This is a genomic window from Benzoatithermus flavus (assembly GCF_037908215.1).
Taxonomy (GTDB): domain Bacteria; phylum Pseudomonadota; class Alphaproteobacteria; order Geminicoccales; family Geminicoccaceae; genus Benzoatithermus; species Benzoatithermus flavus.
Genome location: NZ_JBBLZC010000033.1, coordinates 1 through 16339 on the forward strand (window position 1 = coordinate 1; position 16339 = coordinate 16339).

The 16339-nt window shown below is 69.2% G+C and carries 15 protein-coding genes; 6 read left to right on the forward strand and 9 right to left on the reverse strand.

Going from position 1 to position 16339, the window contains the following annotated elements; all coding sequences use genetic code 11:
- Nucleotides 1-467 precede the first annotated feature (467 nt).
- The 3 genes from U1T56_RS24700 to U1T56_RS21420 form a co-directional block, all read right to left on the reverse strand.
- Entirely contained in the window at nt 468-1052 is a 585-nt protein-coding gene (locus U1T56_RS24700; RefSeq protein ID WP_471683465.1) for a helix-turn-helix domain-containing protein, read from the reverse strand.
- A gap of 37 nt (nt 1053-1089) precedes the next feature.
- Entirely contained in the window at nt 1090-1257 is a 168-nt protein-coding gene (locus tag U1T56_RS21415; protein WP_418161544.1) for a hypothetical protein, read from the reverse strand.
- A gap of 135 nt (nt 1258-1392) precedes the next feature.
- Nucleotides 1393-2457 carry a MaoC family dehydratase gene (locus tag U1T56_RS21420; RefSeq protein WP_418161545.1) on the reverse strand — a complete coding sequence of 355 codons (1065 nt, stop codon included), beginning with the start codon at nt 2455-2457 and terminating at the stop codon, nt 1393-1395.
- A 120-nt stretch (nt 2458-2577) separates the two neighbouring features.
- Here U1T56_RS21420 and U1T56_RS21425 point away from each other — a divergent pair, with 120 nt between their 5' ends.
- Nucleotides 2578-3888: a branched-chain amino acid ABC transporter permease gene (locus U1T56_RS21425; RefSeq protein WP_418161546.1), complete on the forward strand. Its 1311-nt coding sequence runs from the start codon at nt 2578-2580 to the stop codon at nt 3886-3888.
- Nucleotides 3889-3907: 19 nt separating this feature from the next.
- Here U1T56_RS21425 and U1T56_RS21430 read toward each other — a convergent pair whose 3' ends face one another.
- From U1T56_RS21430 to U1T56_RS21450, 5 genes are all read right to left on the reverse strand, one after another.
- On the reverse strand, nt 3908-4786 hold the full coding sequence (locus U1T56_RS21430; protein ID WP_418161547.1) for an HpcH/HpaI aldolase/citrate lyase family protein: 879 nt from the start codon (nt 4784-4786) through the stop codon (nt 3908-3910).
- A 109-nt stretch (nt 4787-4895) separates the two neighbouring features.
- Nucleotides 4896-5033 (reverse strand): hypothetical protein, encoded by a 138-nt coding sequence (locus U1T56_RS21435; protein ID WP_418161548.1) that lies wholly within the window; start codon nt 5031-5033, stop codon nt 4896-4898.
- Between the two features lie 117 nt (nt 5034-5150).
- Nucleotides 5151-6353 carry a Bcr/CflA family efflux MFS transporter gene (locus tag U1T56_RS21440; protein WP_418161549.1) on the reverse strand — a complete coding sequence of 401 codons (1203 nt, stop codon included), beginning with the start codon at nt 6351-6353 and terminating at the stop codon, nt 5151-5153.
- Nucleotides 6350-7078, reverse strand: coding sequence for a DUF1045 domain-containing protein (locus tag U1T56_RS21445; protein ID WP_418161550.1), 729 nt, complete (start codon nt 7076-7078; stop codon nt 6350-6352). The genes U1T56_RS21440 and U1T56_RS21445 overlap by 4 nt, the downstream gene beginning before the upstream one ends.
- 68 nt (nt 7079-7146) lie before the next feature.
- Nucleotides 7147-8289 carry an alpha-D-ribose 1-methylphosphonate 5-triphosphate diphosphatase gene (locus U1T56_RS21450; protein WP_418161551.1) on the reverse strand — a complete coding sequence of 381 codons (1143 nt, stop codon included), beginning with the start codon at nt 8287-8289 and terminating at the stop codon, nt 7147-7149.
- Nucleotides 8290-8980: 691 nt separating this feature from the next.
- Between U1T56_RS21450 and prsR the strand changes: the two genes are divergently transcribed.
- The 4 genes from prsR (at nt 8981) to U1T56_RS21470 (ending at nt 13109) form a co-directional block, all read left to right on the forward strand.
- Complete coding sequence (gene prsR / locus U1T56_RS21455; protein WP_418161552.1) at nt 8981-10351, forward strand: PEP-CTERM-box response regulator transcription factor; 1371 nt, start codon at nt 8981-8983, stop codon at nt 10349-10351.
- A 171-nt stretch (nt 10352-10522) separates the two neighbouring features.
- Nucleotides 10523-11914, forward strand: coding sequence for an ActS/PrrB/RegB family redox-sensitive histidine kinase (locus U1T56_RS21460; RefSeq protein WP_418161553.1), 1392 nt, complete (start codon nt 10523-10525; stop codon nt 11912-11914).
- Nucleotides 11898-12488 (forward strand): ActR/PrrA/RegA family redox response regulator transcription factor, encoded by a 591-nt coding sequence (locus U1T56_RS21465; protein WP_418161596.1) that lies wholly within the window; start codon nt 11898-11900, stop codon nt 12486-12488. Before U1T56_RS21460 ends, U1T56_RS21465 begins: the two co-directional genes overlap by 17 nt.
- Nucleotides 12489-12530: 42 nt before the next feature.
- Nucleotides 12531-13109 carry a response regulator gene (locus U1T56_RS21470; protein WP_418161554.1) on the forward strand — a complete coding sequence of 193 codons (579 nt, stop codon included), beginning with the start codon at nt 12531-12533 and terminating at the stop codon, nt 13107-13109.
- Between the two features lie 78 nt (nt 13110-13187).
- Here U1T56_RS21470 and U1T56_RS21475 read toward each other — a convergent pair whose 3' ends face one another.
- On the reverse strand, nt 13188-13787 hold the full coding sequence (locus U1T56_RS21475; protein ID WP_418161555.1) for a ribbon-helix-helix domain-containing protein: 600 nt from the start codon (nt 13785-13787) through the stop codon (nt 13188-13190).
- A 196-nt stretch (nt 13788-13983) separates the two neighbouring features.
- On the opposite strand from U1T56_RS21475, the gene U1T56_RS21480 reads away from it, so the two are divergent.
- Entirely contained in the window at nt 13984-16302 is a 2319-nt protein-coding gene (locus U1T56_RS21480) for a calcium-binding protein (RefSeq protein ID WP_418161556.1), read from the forward strand.
- Nucleotides 16303-16339: the final 37 nt, after the last annotated feature.

The window sequence follows — 16339 nt, forward strand, 5'->3', positions numbered from 1 at the left end:
CCGATCGGTCAGCTCGAAGCGTGCCAGCCGCCCCAGATGGGGCTACATCCCGGCAGTGCAACCGCTTTGCAGACACGGCCTAATCGCTTCGGGCTGGCGACCGCCCGGGACAGTTTCGGCCGCCAACTATAACTGGAGCAGCTCTTGATCAGCTCGGGCATGGCCGCCAGAGCGCAGCAGCGCGCCCCAAAGCCTCGTCCAGCTCCTCGAGGTGCGCGAAGCTCTGGACGGCCACCGCCTCGTTGGTGAGCGGCCACGGCCGCTCCGCAGGCTGCAGTTCGGGCGAGTAGGGCGGCAAAAACGCCAGCAGCCGCCCTTCGGGTACCCCAGCTGGTCGCTGCCGTGCCAGCCGGCATTGTCCAAGGCCAGCATCACGAGCTTGCCCTTGCCGGCGCCGACGGCTGCCGCGAACGCCGCCAGAGCCGCGCCGAGCAGCACCGTGCCGACGCCGTTGCACGAGAACCGGATCACCTTGCCGGTCCTCGGGAGCACGAAGCCGTAGATATCGAGTCACTCGAACCGATGCTGGCAGCGCGCGGTCGGCCGCTGGCCTTTGGGTGCCCATCGATGCCAGCAACATCGATCCGGTCCCGCCAGGGGCGCGAGCCCAAGGCTCGCGAGGGCCGGCGGATGATCGGCTGCAGGCCGACCCGGTGCCCGTCGAAAGCCCAAACCTCGCCCGGCCGGCCCGGGGTCGGCGGCGCGGGGCTCATCGACCGGCTGCGCCGGGCTTTTTTTGAAAGCCTCCTGCTCCTCGGCGCTCGCCGCCTTGGCTTGCCCAGCGCCTCTCGCAGCGCCGTGGCCTCCTCCTCCCTCAGGAACGGCTGCGCGCCGGCGTTCTTCGCCCGCCGATCGCCGAGGCCGCCGGCACCCTCGGCGTTGTAGCGCCGCACGATCTCGGCGATCCAGCGCTGGCCCCAGCCCGTGACCGCCGCTACCGCGCGTTCGTTCCGGCCCCGGCTCAGCAGCCGGACGATCCGCAGGTGGGAGCGCTCGATCGCCGTGCTCGGGCGAGCTTCCAGGGTGTGGTCGGCATTCCTGCAGCCTACCACGTCCAAACCCGCCCGCAGGCATCAATCGGATTCGGTATCACGGGCTCTGCCGAAGGGCCAGGACATCCAGAAACCGGTCGGCGTCATGGGCGGGGAGGCCCGACGCGAGCCGATGCTCGGCGAGGTGGCACACAGCCTCGTACTCGAGCAGCAGGGTCGGCGTGAGCAGCAGCGTCGCCCGGCGCTGCCCGACGAGGCGAAGCAAGGCGACCGAGCCTCCGGCCGGGCTGCGCCGGGCGGCCACCACCGCTTCCGTATCGACAACGCACCGCACGCCCGGAACGATATGACATCAGATCCGATATGCCAGCGAGGCGCGGTGCGTCCCTTCCCGCCTCTCTCACACCGCCACGCTGCGCTTGGGCATCAGGACCCAGTAGTCGAAGTCGAGGAGGATGTCCTGGAAGTACTTGCCTTCGGCGTCCTTGAGCGGGAAGTCGTGGCAGGGGCGGTTCTTCGTGGCGACGAGGCGCAGGCGGAGCGCGCCGACGTCGGTGCGGCCGGGGAGATCGGCTTTCTGCAGGATCTCGGACCAGGCGTAGACGGTGTCGCCGGCGCGGCAGGGGTTGACGTGGCTGCCGGCGTTGATGGCGAGGATGTGGAGCGCGTTACCGAGGCCGTTGAAAGAAAGGGCGCGGGCGAGCGAGATGACGACGCCGCCGTAGACGATGCAGGCACCGAGGCGGCCCTGGCGCTCGGTGTGGTCGTTGAAGTGGACGCGGGCGGTGTTCTGGTAGAGGCGGGTGGCGAGCCGGTGCTCGCTTTCCATCACCCCCATGCCGTCGACATGGTCGATGCGCTCGCCGGGCTCGTAGTCCTCGAAGAAGAAGGGCGAGCCGGTCTCGGCGGGGTCGATGCGGGAGACCCGGAGGCCGGCAGGGACGACGAGGCGGTCGGGCGTGACGAAACGGGGAAGCTCGGGCGTGACGGGATCGGGAGCGGGGGACTTCGGGTCGCGCTTTCGCACCATCACCCAGCGGACATAGTCGAGGACGAGGGTACCGTCCTGCCTGAAGCCGCGGCTTCTGACCCAGACGATGCCGGTCTGGCCGCTCGAGGTCTGTTTAAGGCCGATCACTTCCGAGCGGGCGTGGAGCGTGTCGCCGGGGTAGACGAGACCGAGGAAGCGGCCGTCGGCATAGCCGAGGTTGGCGACGGCGTTCAGGGAGATGTCGGGGACGGTCTTGCCGAAGACGATGTGGAAGGCGAGGAGGTCCTCGACCGGGGCCCGGGGCAGGCCGTGCGCGCTTGCGAACGGGTCGGAGCAGTGCTGCAAGAAGCGGGAGCCGGTGAGCGCCAGGTAAAGGGCGGCGTCGCCGGCCGTGACCGTGCGGGGGGTGGCGTGGCGGATCTCCTGGCCGAGGCAGAAATCCTCGAAGAAGTTGCCGGCGTTGGTCTTGGTCATGGCCTGGTCCGCGCTCCCGATCCGGTTGCCGTCATCCGGGAGGGCTAGAGGTTGGGGCGCGGCCGGAGAAGGCGGCGATTTGGCGCAACGTGGCACAGGCTCGCAGCGGGGTACGGGCTGGTGTGGGCGCTCGGCCTCCTCGCGGCCTGCGCGCCGGACGAGCGGCCGCGGATGGAGATCTGCGAGCGGGCGCTCGCCGTGCTGGAGGCGGGGCGGAGTCCGCGGGTCGTGGAGCGGGTGGTGGCACCGGAGCTGCCCGATACGGTGATTCTGCGCTACCGGGCGGAAGAGGCACGGGGGGAGCAGCACCTGACCTGCCGGTTCGCGCCGGACGAGCCGGGGCGGCTCGCGCCGGAGCTCATGGGCGTGCGCTCGGAGCGCGACGGCGAGCTCTCGGCGGCGGCGCTGTTCTTCCTGCGCGAGTACGGGCTCGACGATCCGACCCTCGGGCTGGCGGCCGGGCGGCCGGGCGGGCTCGCCCCCCTGCCCTACTTCCTGCAGCAGCTCGCCAACGCCATCGCGCCTTCGGCGATCTATGCGCTGCTCGCGACAGGGTACGCGCTGATCTACGGGATCACCGGGCGGATCAATCTCGCGTTCGGCGACTTCACGACGGTGGGGGCGTTCGCGGCGCTCAACGGGTTCGTGCTGGCGGCGCTGGGCCTGGCGGGGGTGGCGCCGGTCGCGGCCGGGGTGGGCCTCCTGCTCGCGGTCCTGGCCGGGATCGGGCTCGGGGCGGTGCTGGCGGCGGCGGTGTTCGCACCCCTGCAGGAGCGCAGCTCGCAAGCGCTCCTGATCGCGACGATCGGGCTCGCCATCGTCGTGAGCGAGGGCCTGCGGCTCCTCGTCGGCGCGCAGCAGCGCTGGCTGGAGCCGTTCCTCGACCAGCCGCTGACGCTCCTCGCCGGAAGCGGGGGCGAGGTCATGCTGAGCCTGGGGCAACTCGTACTCGCCGGAATCGCGGCGGCGACGATCGTGGGTGTCGTCGTCGTGCTGCGGCGGACCGCGTTCGGGCGGGCCTATCGTGCCTGCGCCGACGATCCGGAAGCGGCGGCGCTGCTCGGGGTCGACACCGACCGGACGCTGCGGCGGGCGTGCGTGCTCGGGAGCATGGTCGCGGCGACGGCGGGGTTCGTGGTCGCGATGCGCTACGGCATCGTGGGCTTCGGGATGGGGACGCTCTGGGGGTTCAAGGCGCTGGCGGCGGCCGTGGTCGGCGGGATCGGCTCGGTGTCGGGGGCGGCGCTGGGCGGTGTCCTGATCGGGCTGCTCGAGGGCCTGTGGGCGGGCTATCTGCCCGGCGCCTATCGCGAGGTGGCGCTGTTCGGGCTGCTGGCGCTGATGCTGATCCTGCGGCCGCACGGCCTGTTCGGCGAGGCGGCGGGGGCGGCCGAGAATCCGAACGTGTGGGGCGGCCGGCCGCGGGCCTGAGGGCAGCCGGCCGGCCGGGTCAGGCGTTGCCGCGGGCGGCGATCGCCTCGGCCATGGCGACGAGCCGTCTCGCCTCGGCGACGTGCAGATTCTCGACGAGCTTGCCGTCGACGACGACGACACCTTTGCCCTGACCTTGCGCTTCCTCGAAGGCGGCGATGATCCTGCGCGCCCAGGCGACGTCGGCCTCGCCGGGACCGAAGGCGGCGTTGGCGGGCTCGATCTGCTTGGGGTGAATCAGGGTCTTGCCGTCGAAGCCGAACTCCCGGCCCTGCCGGCAGGAGGCCTTGAAGCCCTCCTCGTCGGCGAGGTCGAGATGGACGCCGTCGAGGATCGAGATGCCGGCAGCACGCGCGGCGAGGAGGCAGGTACCGAGTGAGACCAGCATCGGCAGGCGCATGGGCGTGTGGAGCGCGTGCAGGTCCTTGGTGAGGTCGGAGGTGCCCATGACGAGGCAGGCGACGCGCGGATGGTCGGCGATCTCCTCGGCGTGGAGGATGCCGCGCGGGGTCTCCATCATACACCAGATGGGAAGATCGACGGGAGCGCCGGCGCCGTCCAGGACGCAAGCGGCGCGGCGGACCATATCGACGCTGTCGACCTTGGGAAGCAGGATGGCATCGGCACCGGCCTGCGCCATGGCGACGAGGTCGGTGTGGCCCCAGGGCGTATCCAGGCCGTTGACGCGGACGATCAGCTCGCGGCCACCGTAAGCCGCCTTGGCCTCGAGCGCCTTCCTGATCTCGGCGCGGCCCTGCTCCTTGGCGTCGGGCGCCACCGCGTCCTCGAGGTCGAGGATGAGGCCGTCGGCCGGAAGCGTGCGGCCTTTCTCGAGCGCACGCGGATTGGAGCCCGGCATGTAGAGGATGCTGCGGCGCGGACGGACGGTGGCGGGCATTGCTGCGCTCTCCTCGAAGCTTGCGATCTCGTGCGCTGCTATAGCGAAGGCTCGCGCAGGTCGGAAGCCGTGGAGGAGCGGACCGTCCGGGTGCAGGAATGCGGGCGGCTCAGCGCTTCCGACGGCCCTTCTGGCAGCACAGGCGCTCGGCGGCGCCGACGTAGAGGAGCCAGGCCGAGTAGGTCGTCACCGCCGCCGGCAGGACGTAGGAAGCGATCAGCAAGGTCAGGGGATCGGGGATGGTCATGATCCGTCCCTCCGTGGTGTTCCGTCCATGATCTCGGATGTCGTGCAAAGAAGAGGGAAAGATCGTTTCGGTTCCATCACTCGCGCGAGAGGGAGCATCGTCTTCGGGAACGGCCGCTCACCTTGCGGATGACCTGGCCGAGACGAGCAAGCTCGCCGCGACCAGGAGGATGATGGCGGCGAGCATGGGCCGGGCCGTGCCGTCGTAGAGGGCGGCGACCAGGCTCGCTATGCCGGCCGGCACCACGGTCTGGGCGAAGCCGAGCGCCGCCGCGGCGGAGCCGGCGATCGCACCGTGCGGCTGCAGCGCCAGCGTGGTGGCGTTGGCCACGACCAGACCGAAGGCGACGAAGAACAAGCCCAAGCTCGCGATCAGGGCCTCGACACCGCCGAAATCGGTCGCGGCGACGGCGAGGGCCAGGATCGCGCAAAGACAGGCCGCCGCGAGCGCTGCGCGGACGACGCGCGGAAGCCGGAAGCGGCGCACGAGGCGCGAGTTGAGCAGGTTGCCGGCCGACGAGCAGGCCGCGATCACCGCGAACGCGCCGCCGAAGGCGGAAGCGCCGAGGCCGTAGCCTGCCATGAACACAGCCGAGGCGTTGGTGAGATAGGTCGTGAGCGTGCCGAAGATCAGGATGGTGACAGTGGCCCAGGGCCGGCTGCGCGGGTCGAGGAACACGGCGGCGAAGGCCTCGACCAGCTTTCCCGGCCGCAGTGCTGTCGGGTTCCTCGTCTTCAGGCTCTCCTCGAGGAAGAGGGCGGCCAGCACCATCAGCACGGCACCATAGACGGCGAGAAAGCCGAAGATCCAGCGCCAGCCGGCGAGGCTCAGGATCACCGCCCCGATCGAGGGGGCGATGATCGGGGCGGTGACGAAGGCCGCGAGCGCCAGGGAGAGGATGCGCGCCATCTGCGGCCCCTCGAACAGGTCGCGGATCACGGCCCGCCCGAGCACGGCCGCGGCCCCGGCCGAGAAGCCCTCGAGCACGCGCAAGCTCAGGAGGGTCGCGATGTCGGGCGCCAGTGCGCAGCCGAGCGTGGTGATCTCGTAGAGCACGAAGCCCACGAGCATGGCGGGCTTGCGGCCGGTCCGGTCCGAGAGCATCCCCCAGAGGAGCTGGCCGATCGCGAAGCCCGCGAAGAACAGCGTCACCGTGAGCTGGGTCGTGGTGAGGCCGGCGCCGAGGGCGTGGGCGGTCGCCGGAATGGCCGGCAGGTTGATGTCGATCGACATCGCCGTGAGCGTCATGATCGCCGCGATCAGGGCGATGAAGGCGCGCGAGCCGGGGGCGACCGGACGCGGCGTGATGCCGGCGATCAAGCCCGGAACGGGAAGCGGCCGGCGACGCGGAACGGCGCCACGCGGTGGGTCTGGGTGAAGAGAGCGATCTGGTCGATCACGAGCGGCTCCACGAGATAGGGGGCAAAGGCGTGCTCGAGGATCGCCCTCACCCGTCCGCGTTCGGGCTCCTCCAGAGGCCCGGTGAGCGTCATGTGGAAGCGGAACAGCTCGAACACGTAAGGATAGCCCCACCGATCGAGATAGGCGCGCTCCTGCTCGGACAGACGCTCGGGCTGGCGGCGGGCGCGCTCCTCCTCGGACAGAGGGGCGCGGAAGCGCTCGAACTCGCGCACGCAGTCGGCCGCGAGCCGGTCGACCGCCGGCGACGGCTCGGCCGGTACGAGGGCCAGGAAGCCCGCGAGCTCGCCCACCTTGAGCTTCACACGGCAGGGCCTGCGCGACATGGCGAACTGTTCGACATCGCCGAGAAGACCGGCGGCCTCCATGCCCTCGGCGAGAGCGAACGGAGCCTTCAGGGTGGCATGGAAGCCGTAGTGCCGGGGTGCGGCGGTGATCTCGAGCAGCCGTTCCGGCGTGATGCCATCGACCACCGGGAACGAGACGCGCTCGTCGCGATCGGGGTCCCTGCCGAGCCAGGCATCCGCGAGCCGCTTCAGGGGACTTCCCGGCGGCGGCGCGTAGTAGACCGCGTAGCGGGTGTCCATCGGGCCGTAATCGCTGTCGGTTCCGGTATCGGCGCTCATGGATGCGTTCTCCTGCGGCGTGCCCCTCGAATCGCGGTCGATGCCGGCTGGTTCCGCCAATCGGGCTCTTACGCGATTCTCCACCCCTCGCGCCAGACCGCGAGTACGGTGGGCGTCACGCCGATCTCGCGCACCCGGACGAGGTCGGCACGAGCCCCGGGCGCTATCCGCCCGCGATCGCCGAGACCCAGCAGGTCTGCCGGTATCCGGGTCACAGGCGCGATCGCGTCCGGCATCGGGATGCCGAAGCCCTCGCGCAGCAGGAAGGCGGCCTGGAGCAGGCTCGCGGGCACGTAGTCCGAGGAGAAGACGTCGAGGAGCCCGTGCTCGACCAGCTCGGCGGCGGCGACGTTGCCGGAATGCGAGCCACCGATGACGAGGTTGGGCGCTCCCATGACGATGCTCATCCCGGCCGCGCGCGCCGCGCGCGCCGCCTCGAGGGTGGTCGGGAACTCGGCTATGGCGCAGCCGCAGGCACTGGCCTCGGCCACGTGCGCCTCGGTGGTGTCGTCGTGGCTGGCACGAACGGCACGGTGACCGTCGAGCAGGCGCAGCACCGCCGCGCGATGCCGCTCGACATAGGTGCGCTGCTCCTCGATGCGGCGCGCCACCATGGCCTGGAACTCGGCCTCGTCCTTGACCTCGCGCCCGAGATGAAAGCCCCGAAGCCGGTCGAGATCGCGCCACTGCCGCTGGCCCGGGGTATGGTCCATGAGCGAGACCAGCCGCAAGGACGGCTCGTCCCTCAGTGGCTCGAACAGCTCGAGCATGTGGGGATCGGTGAGCTCGAGCCGGAGGTGGAGAAAATGCTCGGCCTTGAGGGCGCCGGCGCGCTGCGCGCGGCGCAGGACCTCGATCGACAGGTTGAGATACTCCAGCCGCTCGCTCTTGCCGCCATAGAAGCCGACGCAGATGGCATCGCACACGGTGGTGATGCCGGCGGCCGCCACCTGCGCATCGTGGGTGAGCATGGCGGCATCGGCCGGCCAACGGACGCCGGGACGCGGTGTAAACTGTCGCTCGAGATTGTCGGTGTGGAGTTCGACCAGACCGGGCAAGAGCCAGTCACCCTCGAGATCGATGGCGCTCCTGGTCCGGCTCGGTCCTTCGTCGACGGCTTCGACGAGGCCGTCACGGACGACGAGCGAGCCCGTGACGACTCTGTCTTCCGTGACGATCCGGGCATTGGTGAGGACGAAGGGCTCGCGCATGGAACGACCTCGAGCTGCGACGCAGGCAAGGCAGGAGTGGCACGGTCCCCAGCCGTAGGGAAGATGCCATGGCATCTTCGCCGCTTCGGCCCGGCTCGGACGCGCTTCGGGAGCGGACGGGAGCCGTGCGACAGAAGAACGCCCGGCCGGCCGCGAATCGGACGAGGCGAAACCGAGCTGTCGATCGAGCGATTGGTATTTGCAAAGCCGCCAGGACCATAGCAACCTGGAAGCAAGATGCCAGCGGTCGCTTGCCGCTTCCGCAGTTTCGAAATACCGCGAGATGTAGGCAAAGGATCGCTAATCATCGTTGGTGTAGGAGGACTTGACGGCGAAGGTCGAGGCGAGTGGTGCAACGTTGCATGTACCGCTTCGGATGTTCTATGGTTGAATCGAGTCCGTCCGCTTCTGATGCGGCGCCTTGCGTTCGATCGTCAAGCTGATGGCGATCCAGAATGTTTCTCGAACGCGACCTTGGCTGGCATTGAATTCTCGGTTCAGGCGACACGACCTGCCTTCAACTATGGATTATTTGACCTTCGTTGACCGGTTGCTTGTGCAACTGTACAATACCGGTTGCCTTTCCCGGCTGAGCTGCCATTCTCCAGTATGCCCCGATGAACTTTTTTCCCCTGCAGGGAGAACATGCTCTAAAGTGGCCATCCAAGAGGCAGGGCGTGCGTGAGGTCAGTTGCGGAATGCCGTCGTGGTGATCAATCCCGGCAAGGTTCTGGTCATCGAGGATGACCCGCTGCAGCAGATGCATCTGCGGGCGGCGCTGGACAGCCTCGATCTGCTGGAGGCGTACGACCGGACCGAGGCGCTGGGGCTCCTGCGCGAGCACGCCCCGCCCGTGGTGCTGCTCGACCTGGGCCTGCCGCCGGACCCGCACGGCGTCACCGAGGGCTTCAGGGTGCTGGAGTCGATCCTCGACAGCGCACCCGGCACCAAGGTGATCGTCATGACCGGCCAGCAGGACCATGACCATGCGGTCCGTGCGGTCGGCTGCGGCGCCTACGATTTCCACCTGAAGCCGATCCAGACCGAGCGGATCCGCGTCACGCTCGACCGAGCGCTCCACCTCACCGAGCTCGAGGACGAGCACCAGCGCCGGCTGCTCTCGACCAGCCACACCTCGCTGCCCGGCGTGGTCGGCGACAGCCCGGCGATGCTCAAGGTCTGCCGCACGATCGAGCGGGTGGCACCGTCCGATCTCAGCGTCGTGCTCACGGGCGAGAGCGGCACGGGCAAGGAGGTGGTCGCCCGAGCACTCCACGCCCTGAGCGCAAGGCGCAGCGAGCGCTTCGTCGCCATCAACTGTGCCGCGATTCCGGATACCCTCCTAGAGGCCGAGCTGTTCGGCTACGAACGCGGCGCCTTCACCGGCGCGGTCAAGCAGACCCAGGGCAAGATCGAGCTCGCCCATCGCGGCACGCTGTTCCTCGACGAGATCGGCGATCTGCCCTTGAGCCTGCAGGCCAAGCTCCTGCGCTTCCTGCAGGAGCGCGTGCTCGAGCGGATCGGCGGGCGGCGCGAGATCGAGGTCGACGTGCGGGTGATCTGCGCTACGCATCGCGATCTCGGCAAGCTCATGGCGAGCGGAGAGTTCCGCGAGGATCTCTATTACCGGCTGGCCGAAATCGGTGTGCATATCCCGCCTCTGCGCGAGCGCGACGGCGATGCCGTGCTGCTCGCACGCTACTTTCTGACCCAGTATGCAAGTTCTCTCGGGCGCAAGGTGAAGGGCTACACGAGCGGCGCTCTGCGCGCGCTCGACACCCATCGCTGGCCCGGCAACGTCCGCGAGCTGCAGAACCGCGTCAAGCGCGCCGTGATCATGGCGGAGAGCCCGCGCATCCGGCCCGAGGATCTCGACCTCCCGGCCGAGGCCGAGGAGATCGGTGATCTCGACCTCAGGAGCTGCCGCGAGCGGGCCGAGCACGCGGTGCTGCGCCGGGCGCTGGCCCGTTCGGAAGGGAACCTGTCCCTAGCGGCGCGACTGCTCGGGGTGAGCCGGCCCACGCTCTACGACCTCCTGCGCCAGCACCGGCTCAGGAGCTGAAACGCATGCCCCGCCGACGATCGTGATGCTGCCGGCCCATGTGTGGCGAGCAGTCCCCCTCGGGGGGCGGCCCCTGCTACGGAAAGTCGCGTTGACAGAAAGAAATTCCTCCCATCAACGGCTGGTCGACGTTATGAAAGCGGACATCGTCGGATCGGCACGGAAGGGCGCGTGACGAGGATCTTCGATGCGAGCCGGGAGCCACCTGCGGGCGGGCTTGGCAAAGAAACCGGCAGGGCGTGGCTGGTGGAGCGCCTGCAAGCGCTGAGTGGTCTCGCCAAGGGCACGCCGGGCCGGGTTCGGCTGCACACAGTCTCGCTGATCCGCTGGATCGCGGTGGCCGGGCAGCTCTTCACCATCTTGTTCGTGCATTTCTCGCTCGGCATCACCCTGCCGCTCGCAGCGCTTCTGCCAGCCGTGGTACTGAGCGCGCTCGTCAACCTGGCGTTGACCCTGGGACTCAAGGCGACCACGCGTCTGCCGGAGCGGAGCGCTGCGGCTCTGTTTGCGTTCGACATCCTGCAGCTCTGCTATCTCGTGGTGCTGACCGGCGGCCTGCAGAATCCGTTCGCTGTCCTTCTGCTCGTCCCGATGGCGCTGGCCGCCGCCACGCTCGACCTGCGCTCGACGGTAGGCATCACGCTGCTGGCGCTCCTGTGCGTCGCGGTCCTGGCGCTTGCCGGGGGGCCTTTGCCCTGGCGCGACGGCGGGCTCACCCTGCCGGCGCTCTACCGTGTGGGCGGCTGGGTGGCGCTCAGCATGGCGGTCGTCCTGATCGCGGTCTTCGCCTGGAGCATCGCCGAGGAGGCACGCCAGCGCGCCGAGGCGCTCAGCGCCACCCAACTGGCGCTCGCCCGCGAGCAGCAGCTCTCGGCCTTGGGCGGTCAGGCGGCGGCGGCAGCCCATCTTCTGGGCACGCCGCTTGCGACCATCAACATCATCGCCAAGGAGCTGGTGCGCGAGCTGCCGCCGGGGAGCCCTCTGGCCGAGGACGTCGCCGAGCTCCTGACGCAGGCACGGCGCTGCCGCGATCTCCTGGCCGGCCTCGGCAAGCCTTCCGACCACCGGGAGCACGCACGGTTCACGCGAGCCCCTATCTCGAGCATGCTCGAGCACATCGCAGCGGAGTTCGCCCGCCCCGACATCGCGGTGCGAATCACGGTCGATCGGGTCGACGACACGGAGGAGCCGCATGTCGGCCTGACGCCGGAACTGCGCCACTCGCTCGCCAACCTGATCGACAACGCGATCCAGTTCGCACGAAGACGAGTGGAGATTCGGGTGCAGCCGTCGCGCACCGCACTGGTTCTCACGATCCAGGACGACGGACCCGGCTTCCCGGCAGAATTGCTCCACTGGCTGGGAGAGCCGTTCCTTTCCACCCGGCGCGAGCAGGGAGGACTAGGCTTGGGCATTTTCATCGCGAATACCTTGCTTGCCCGAACGGGCGCAAAGGTTCATTTTGACAACGCGGAGCAGGGAGCGCGCGTCACACTGAGCTGGCCGACGCAGTTTCTCGAGCGGGCCTTCGGAGAGCTGAACCATGATGGAAAACGCGACTAACACGTCGCCGGCGACACCGTCGGCACCGGGTGAGCGCGCCAGCGGCGACTCCCCCATCCTCATCCTCGTCGACGACGACGCGCCCTTGCGGCGCAGCCTGCAGCGCGCGATGGAGCGGCGCAATTTCCAGGTCTATACCGCCGACAGCCTGAAAGCCGGGCTGAACCTCGCGCACAGCGTGAAGCCGGACTATGCCGTGATCGACCTGCGCCTCGAGGATGGGAGCGGCATCGAGCTGGTCAAGCGGCTGCGCGAGCTCCATCCCAAGGTCCGGGTCGTGATTCTGACCGGCTACGGCAACATCGCCACCGCCGTGGCGGCGGTGAAGGCGGGAGCGGCCGACTATCTGGCGAAACCGGCCGATGCCGACGACGTCATCAACGCGCTCCTCGCCACGGGCTCGAGCCTGCCGCCGCCGCCGGCCAATCCGATGTCGGCGGACCGGGTGCGCTGGGAGCACATCCAGCGCGTGTTCGAGCAGTGCAACCGCAACGTGTCGGAAACGGCACGCCGGCTCAACATGCACCGCCGCACCCTGCAGCGCATCCTCAACAAACGGGCGCCAAGGGAGTAAGCATCGCACGGCGCCCGGCGGCAGCACGAGAAAGTGGGGGAGATGGCCGTGCAGAAAGAGCAGCCCGGCATGGCAGGAGGCCGTGTCGGGTCGGAGAGCCGCAAGCTTCTCCTGGTCGACGACGAGGTGGCCTTGCGCAAAAACCTCGTCCGCGCCTTCGAGCGCGAGGGGTTCGAGGTGGCGACGGCCGGCAGCCTCAAGGAGGCCTACGACGTGGCTGCCGACTTCTGCCCGGACTATGCCGTGCTCGATCTCAATCTGCAGGACGGGTACGGCATGGAGCTGATCGGCACCCTGCAGGAGCTGCGGCCGGGCGTGCGCATCGTCATCCTCACAGGCTACGATAGCATCGCGTCGAGCCTCGTGGCCCTCAAGGCGGGCGCAGCGGGCTACCTCGCCAAGCCCGTCCAGGCCGAGCAGGTGGTGGCGACCCTCCTCGGCCAGGCCGACGACGGCCTGGAGCCCTTGGTCCGGCCGATGTCGGCGGACCGGGTGCGCTGGGAGCACATCCAGCGCGTGTTCGAGCAGTGCAACCGCAACGTGTCGGAAACGGCACGCCGGCTCAACATGCACCGCCGCACCCTGCAGCGCATCCTCTCGAAGCGGGCGCCGCGCCCCTGAGCGGCGGCGAGGCAAGCCGCGGAGATCCTCGCGACCCGAGTGGCGGGCGGATGTGGCACGTGTCACGAGCGGACCAGCCTAGCTCCGGCCCGCCAGGGTCTCGAACAGCACCACCGAGCCGCGCCCGCCTCGGCTTCCGGTGTCCTCGCCGCTGCTCAGCGCCACCGCCACGGCCTGGGCGGTGCGTACCTTGCCGGGCGAGACATAGGTAGCGCTGAACGTCGCCCGCGCCAGCCGCCCGTCGCCCAGCCCTGCCCAGAGCTCCTTCAGGCCCTGTGCGCGCAGGATCATGATGTTGTCGAGCTTCTGGCCGATCGTGGCACGCGGGTCGAGGTTCAGCCAGAGCGCGAAGGCACGGTTGATCTGTTTTACCACCCGCTCCTGATCGAGCACCACGCACGGCAGCGGGCACGCCTCGAGCACCCGGGTCAGGTCCTGGGTGTTGCCGGCGAGCGACAGGCGGTCCAGCTCGCGCTGCAGCGTCTGGGCGCGCAGCCTCGCATGGGTCAGGGCGAAGGTGCGCAATGTCGAGGCGAGGTTCGTGCGCTCCGGGGTTGCGTCCGCCACCTCGTTGACCAGAGCCGAAAGGCGCATGTTGCGCTCTTCGGCTACGTCTTTAAGATAGCTCCAGAATTCCTTCTCGAGCTTGATCGAGGTACGCACCTCGCCAATGCGCATCGTTTTCCGGATCATCCGTCCGGGCCCCTTTTCGTTACCACCGGCTTAATAGCGTATGACAGGATAGCAACCCGCCGCGCCATTGGCTTCTACACATATCGCTTAATAGTTTTGATTTGGTTAGCACGCGCTTCGGAGTATGTCTGCCTGCCGCGAATGCCCGGAGCCACACCATGGAGCGCCTTGGAGTCACACCATGAACGAGGCAACACCCTCGAAGCCCGTGACGGGCTCCGCGACACCGGCGGCGCAGGTTCCTCGCGCCGCGGCACCGACCAGGCCACTGGTCATGGAGCCGCCGGCGATCGGGGAGCGCATCACGATCCCGGTGGCGCCGGGCCAGCCCGTGGCGCTCCCGGACGAGATCTTCGATCCCAAGCACGCCCGCTACGTGATCGACGGCGACGATCTGGTGGTCACACCCGAGCACGGCGGCGTTCTCGTCCTCGATCGCTTCTTCGGCCATCCCGGCCATCCGCCCACGCTCTCGGTGCTGGGTGGTCCGCCGGTCGATGCCGACACGCTGCTCGCCCGCGCCGACCTCGTGGGGCCGCCCGCGCAGCCGGTGACGATCGTCCAGATTCCCGTGCCGGGCGACACCGACACGGCGGCGGGCGAAGGTCGGGGCAAGACGACCGCCGGCGGTGGCGCTGCGTTCGCCCCTTACGATCCGGGTGACATCGGCCCCGGCCTCAACCCGACAGGTCCCTTGGGCCCGACTGCGCTCTCCTATGGGGCCGAGTTCCCGCGCATCGAGGGTGCTCTGGGGGAGCGGGGCGACGGCGAGCCCTCCTCGCCCCCGACGGCGCCCACGATCGAGATCGCCGGCGCCACCCACGGCCTCGTGCGCGAGCAGAGCATCGGCTTCGCGTACGGGTCGACCAAGGACGATCCCGGCCTCGTCGAGCGTGTCCGGCTGCCCGACGGCAGGATCAACGGCATCGACCCGCGCGACGTCGCGCTCGACGCCGCCCGAACGGCCAGCATCGTGTTCGAGGGCGAGGTCGCGAAGCTGAAGAGCTCGCTCGGCGTGTTCCAGGTCGACGCCGATGGCCATCTCGGCGCGGCGAAGCTGCTGTTCCCGAACGTCAACAGCACGGTCCTCGATCCGAGCCTACCCTACATCCTGGACGGCAAGGGCCCGCTCACACCGGGCGATTCGACATCCCTGGGCGTGATCCCCGGCGGCTCGCAGCTCGGCTTCTTCCTGGTCTCGGACGGGTTTCGCCTGAACGCCCCCGGCCTGCTCGAAGACGGCGGCCGGTTCGAGCTGCGCAGCGGCGCCGACCATTCTGCTCCGGCCGCCATCGGCGACGGCGTGCCGCCGGTGCTGATCCACATCGACGCCCATGGCCACGAGACGCTGGTCAGGGGCGTTCTGTTCGTCACCGTCGATCCGGACCCGGGCTCGCCGCACGTCAACGTGCTGAACCCCGACGGCCAGACGCACGTGGTGTCCTGGTACGACAGCGCTACGGGCGATCTCGTCTTCTCGATGGAGGACAAGCTGTTCGACGCCGGCAGCAAGCCCGCGGACGGCGACTACAACGACGTCACCTTCCGCCTGCATCTCGGGCCCGTGCAGGATCTGGCCCTGTTCTACGGTGGCGGGCACGAGGACGGCGCCTTCAACATCACCATCCGGGACGACGGCACCAGCCTGAGCGGCGCGGAGCTGCGGCTCACGCAGTTCCAGAGCGGCGATCACCTCGCGTTCGGCCACACGCTCGACCGGAACGGCGACGGGATCGTCGATGGTACCTCGATCCGGATCGAGGAGGCCAGCACCACCCATCTCCGGCTCTCCGGCCAGGACAGCATCCAGCACTACCAGGACGTGCTGAACGCCGTCCGGCTGCTGAACGACACCGACCCGCACCCCGGCACGCGCGAGGCGAGCCTCGTCGTCACCGACGCGGATGGGCTCGAGAGCCGACCGGCGACGATCACGGTCACGATCGACGATCTGAACGACGACGGCGGCCCCGGCAGCGACACGCTCGCCGGCACGGACGGCATCGATGCGATCGCGGGCCGCGACGGCAACGACAACCTGTTCGGCAACGGCGGCGGGGACTTCCTCGACGGCGGCGACGGCGACGACCGCCTGTTCGGCGGCGACGGCGACGACATTCTCGTGGGCGGCCCCGGCCGGGACGTGCTCGCGGGCGGAGCCGGCGCCGACAGGTTCGTGCTCACGGCCTTGGGCGACGGCCGCGACATCATTCTCGACTTCGATGCCACGGCCGGCGACCGGCTCGACCTCGGCCGCCTGCTCGCCGGGACCGGATTCGACCCGAACGCCGCGAACGCGGGCGACTTCCTGCGCTTCGAGGCGACCGAGGCCGACGGTAACGGCACGGCCGACATCAAGGTGATCGTCGATCTCGACGGCAGCGGCAGCCATTATGTGCCGGAGCATGTCGCCACCTTGATGAACCCCGTCGGCGTCGGCCCGGGCACGCCTCTTCACGAGGTCGCGACGTTCACCGGCTCGGACGGTGCGACGTCCTAGCCTGCGACATCTTTGCGCTGTCTTGCGATGATCTCGG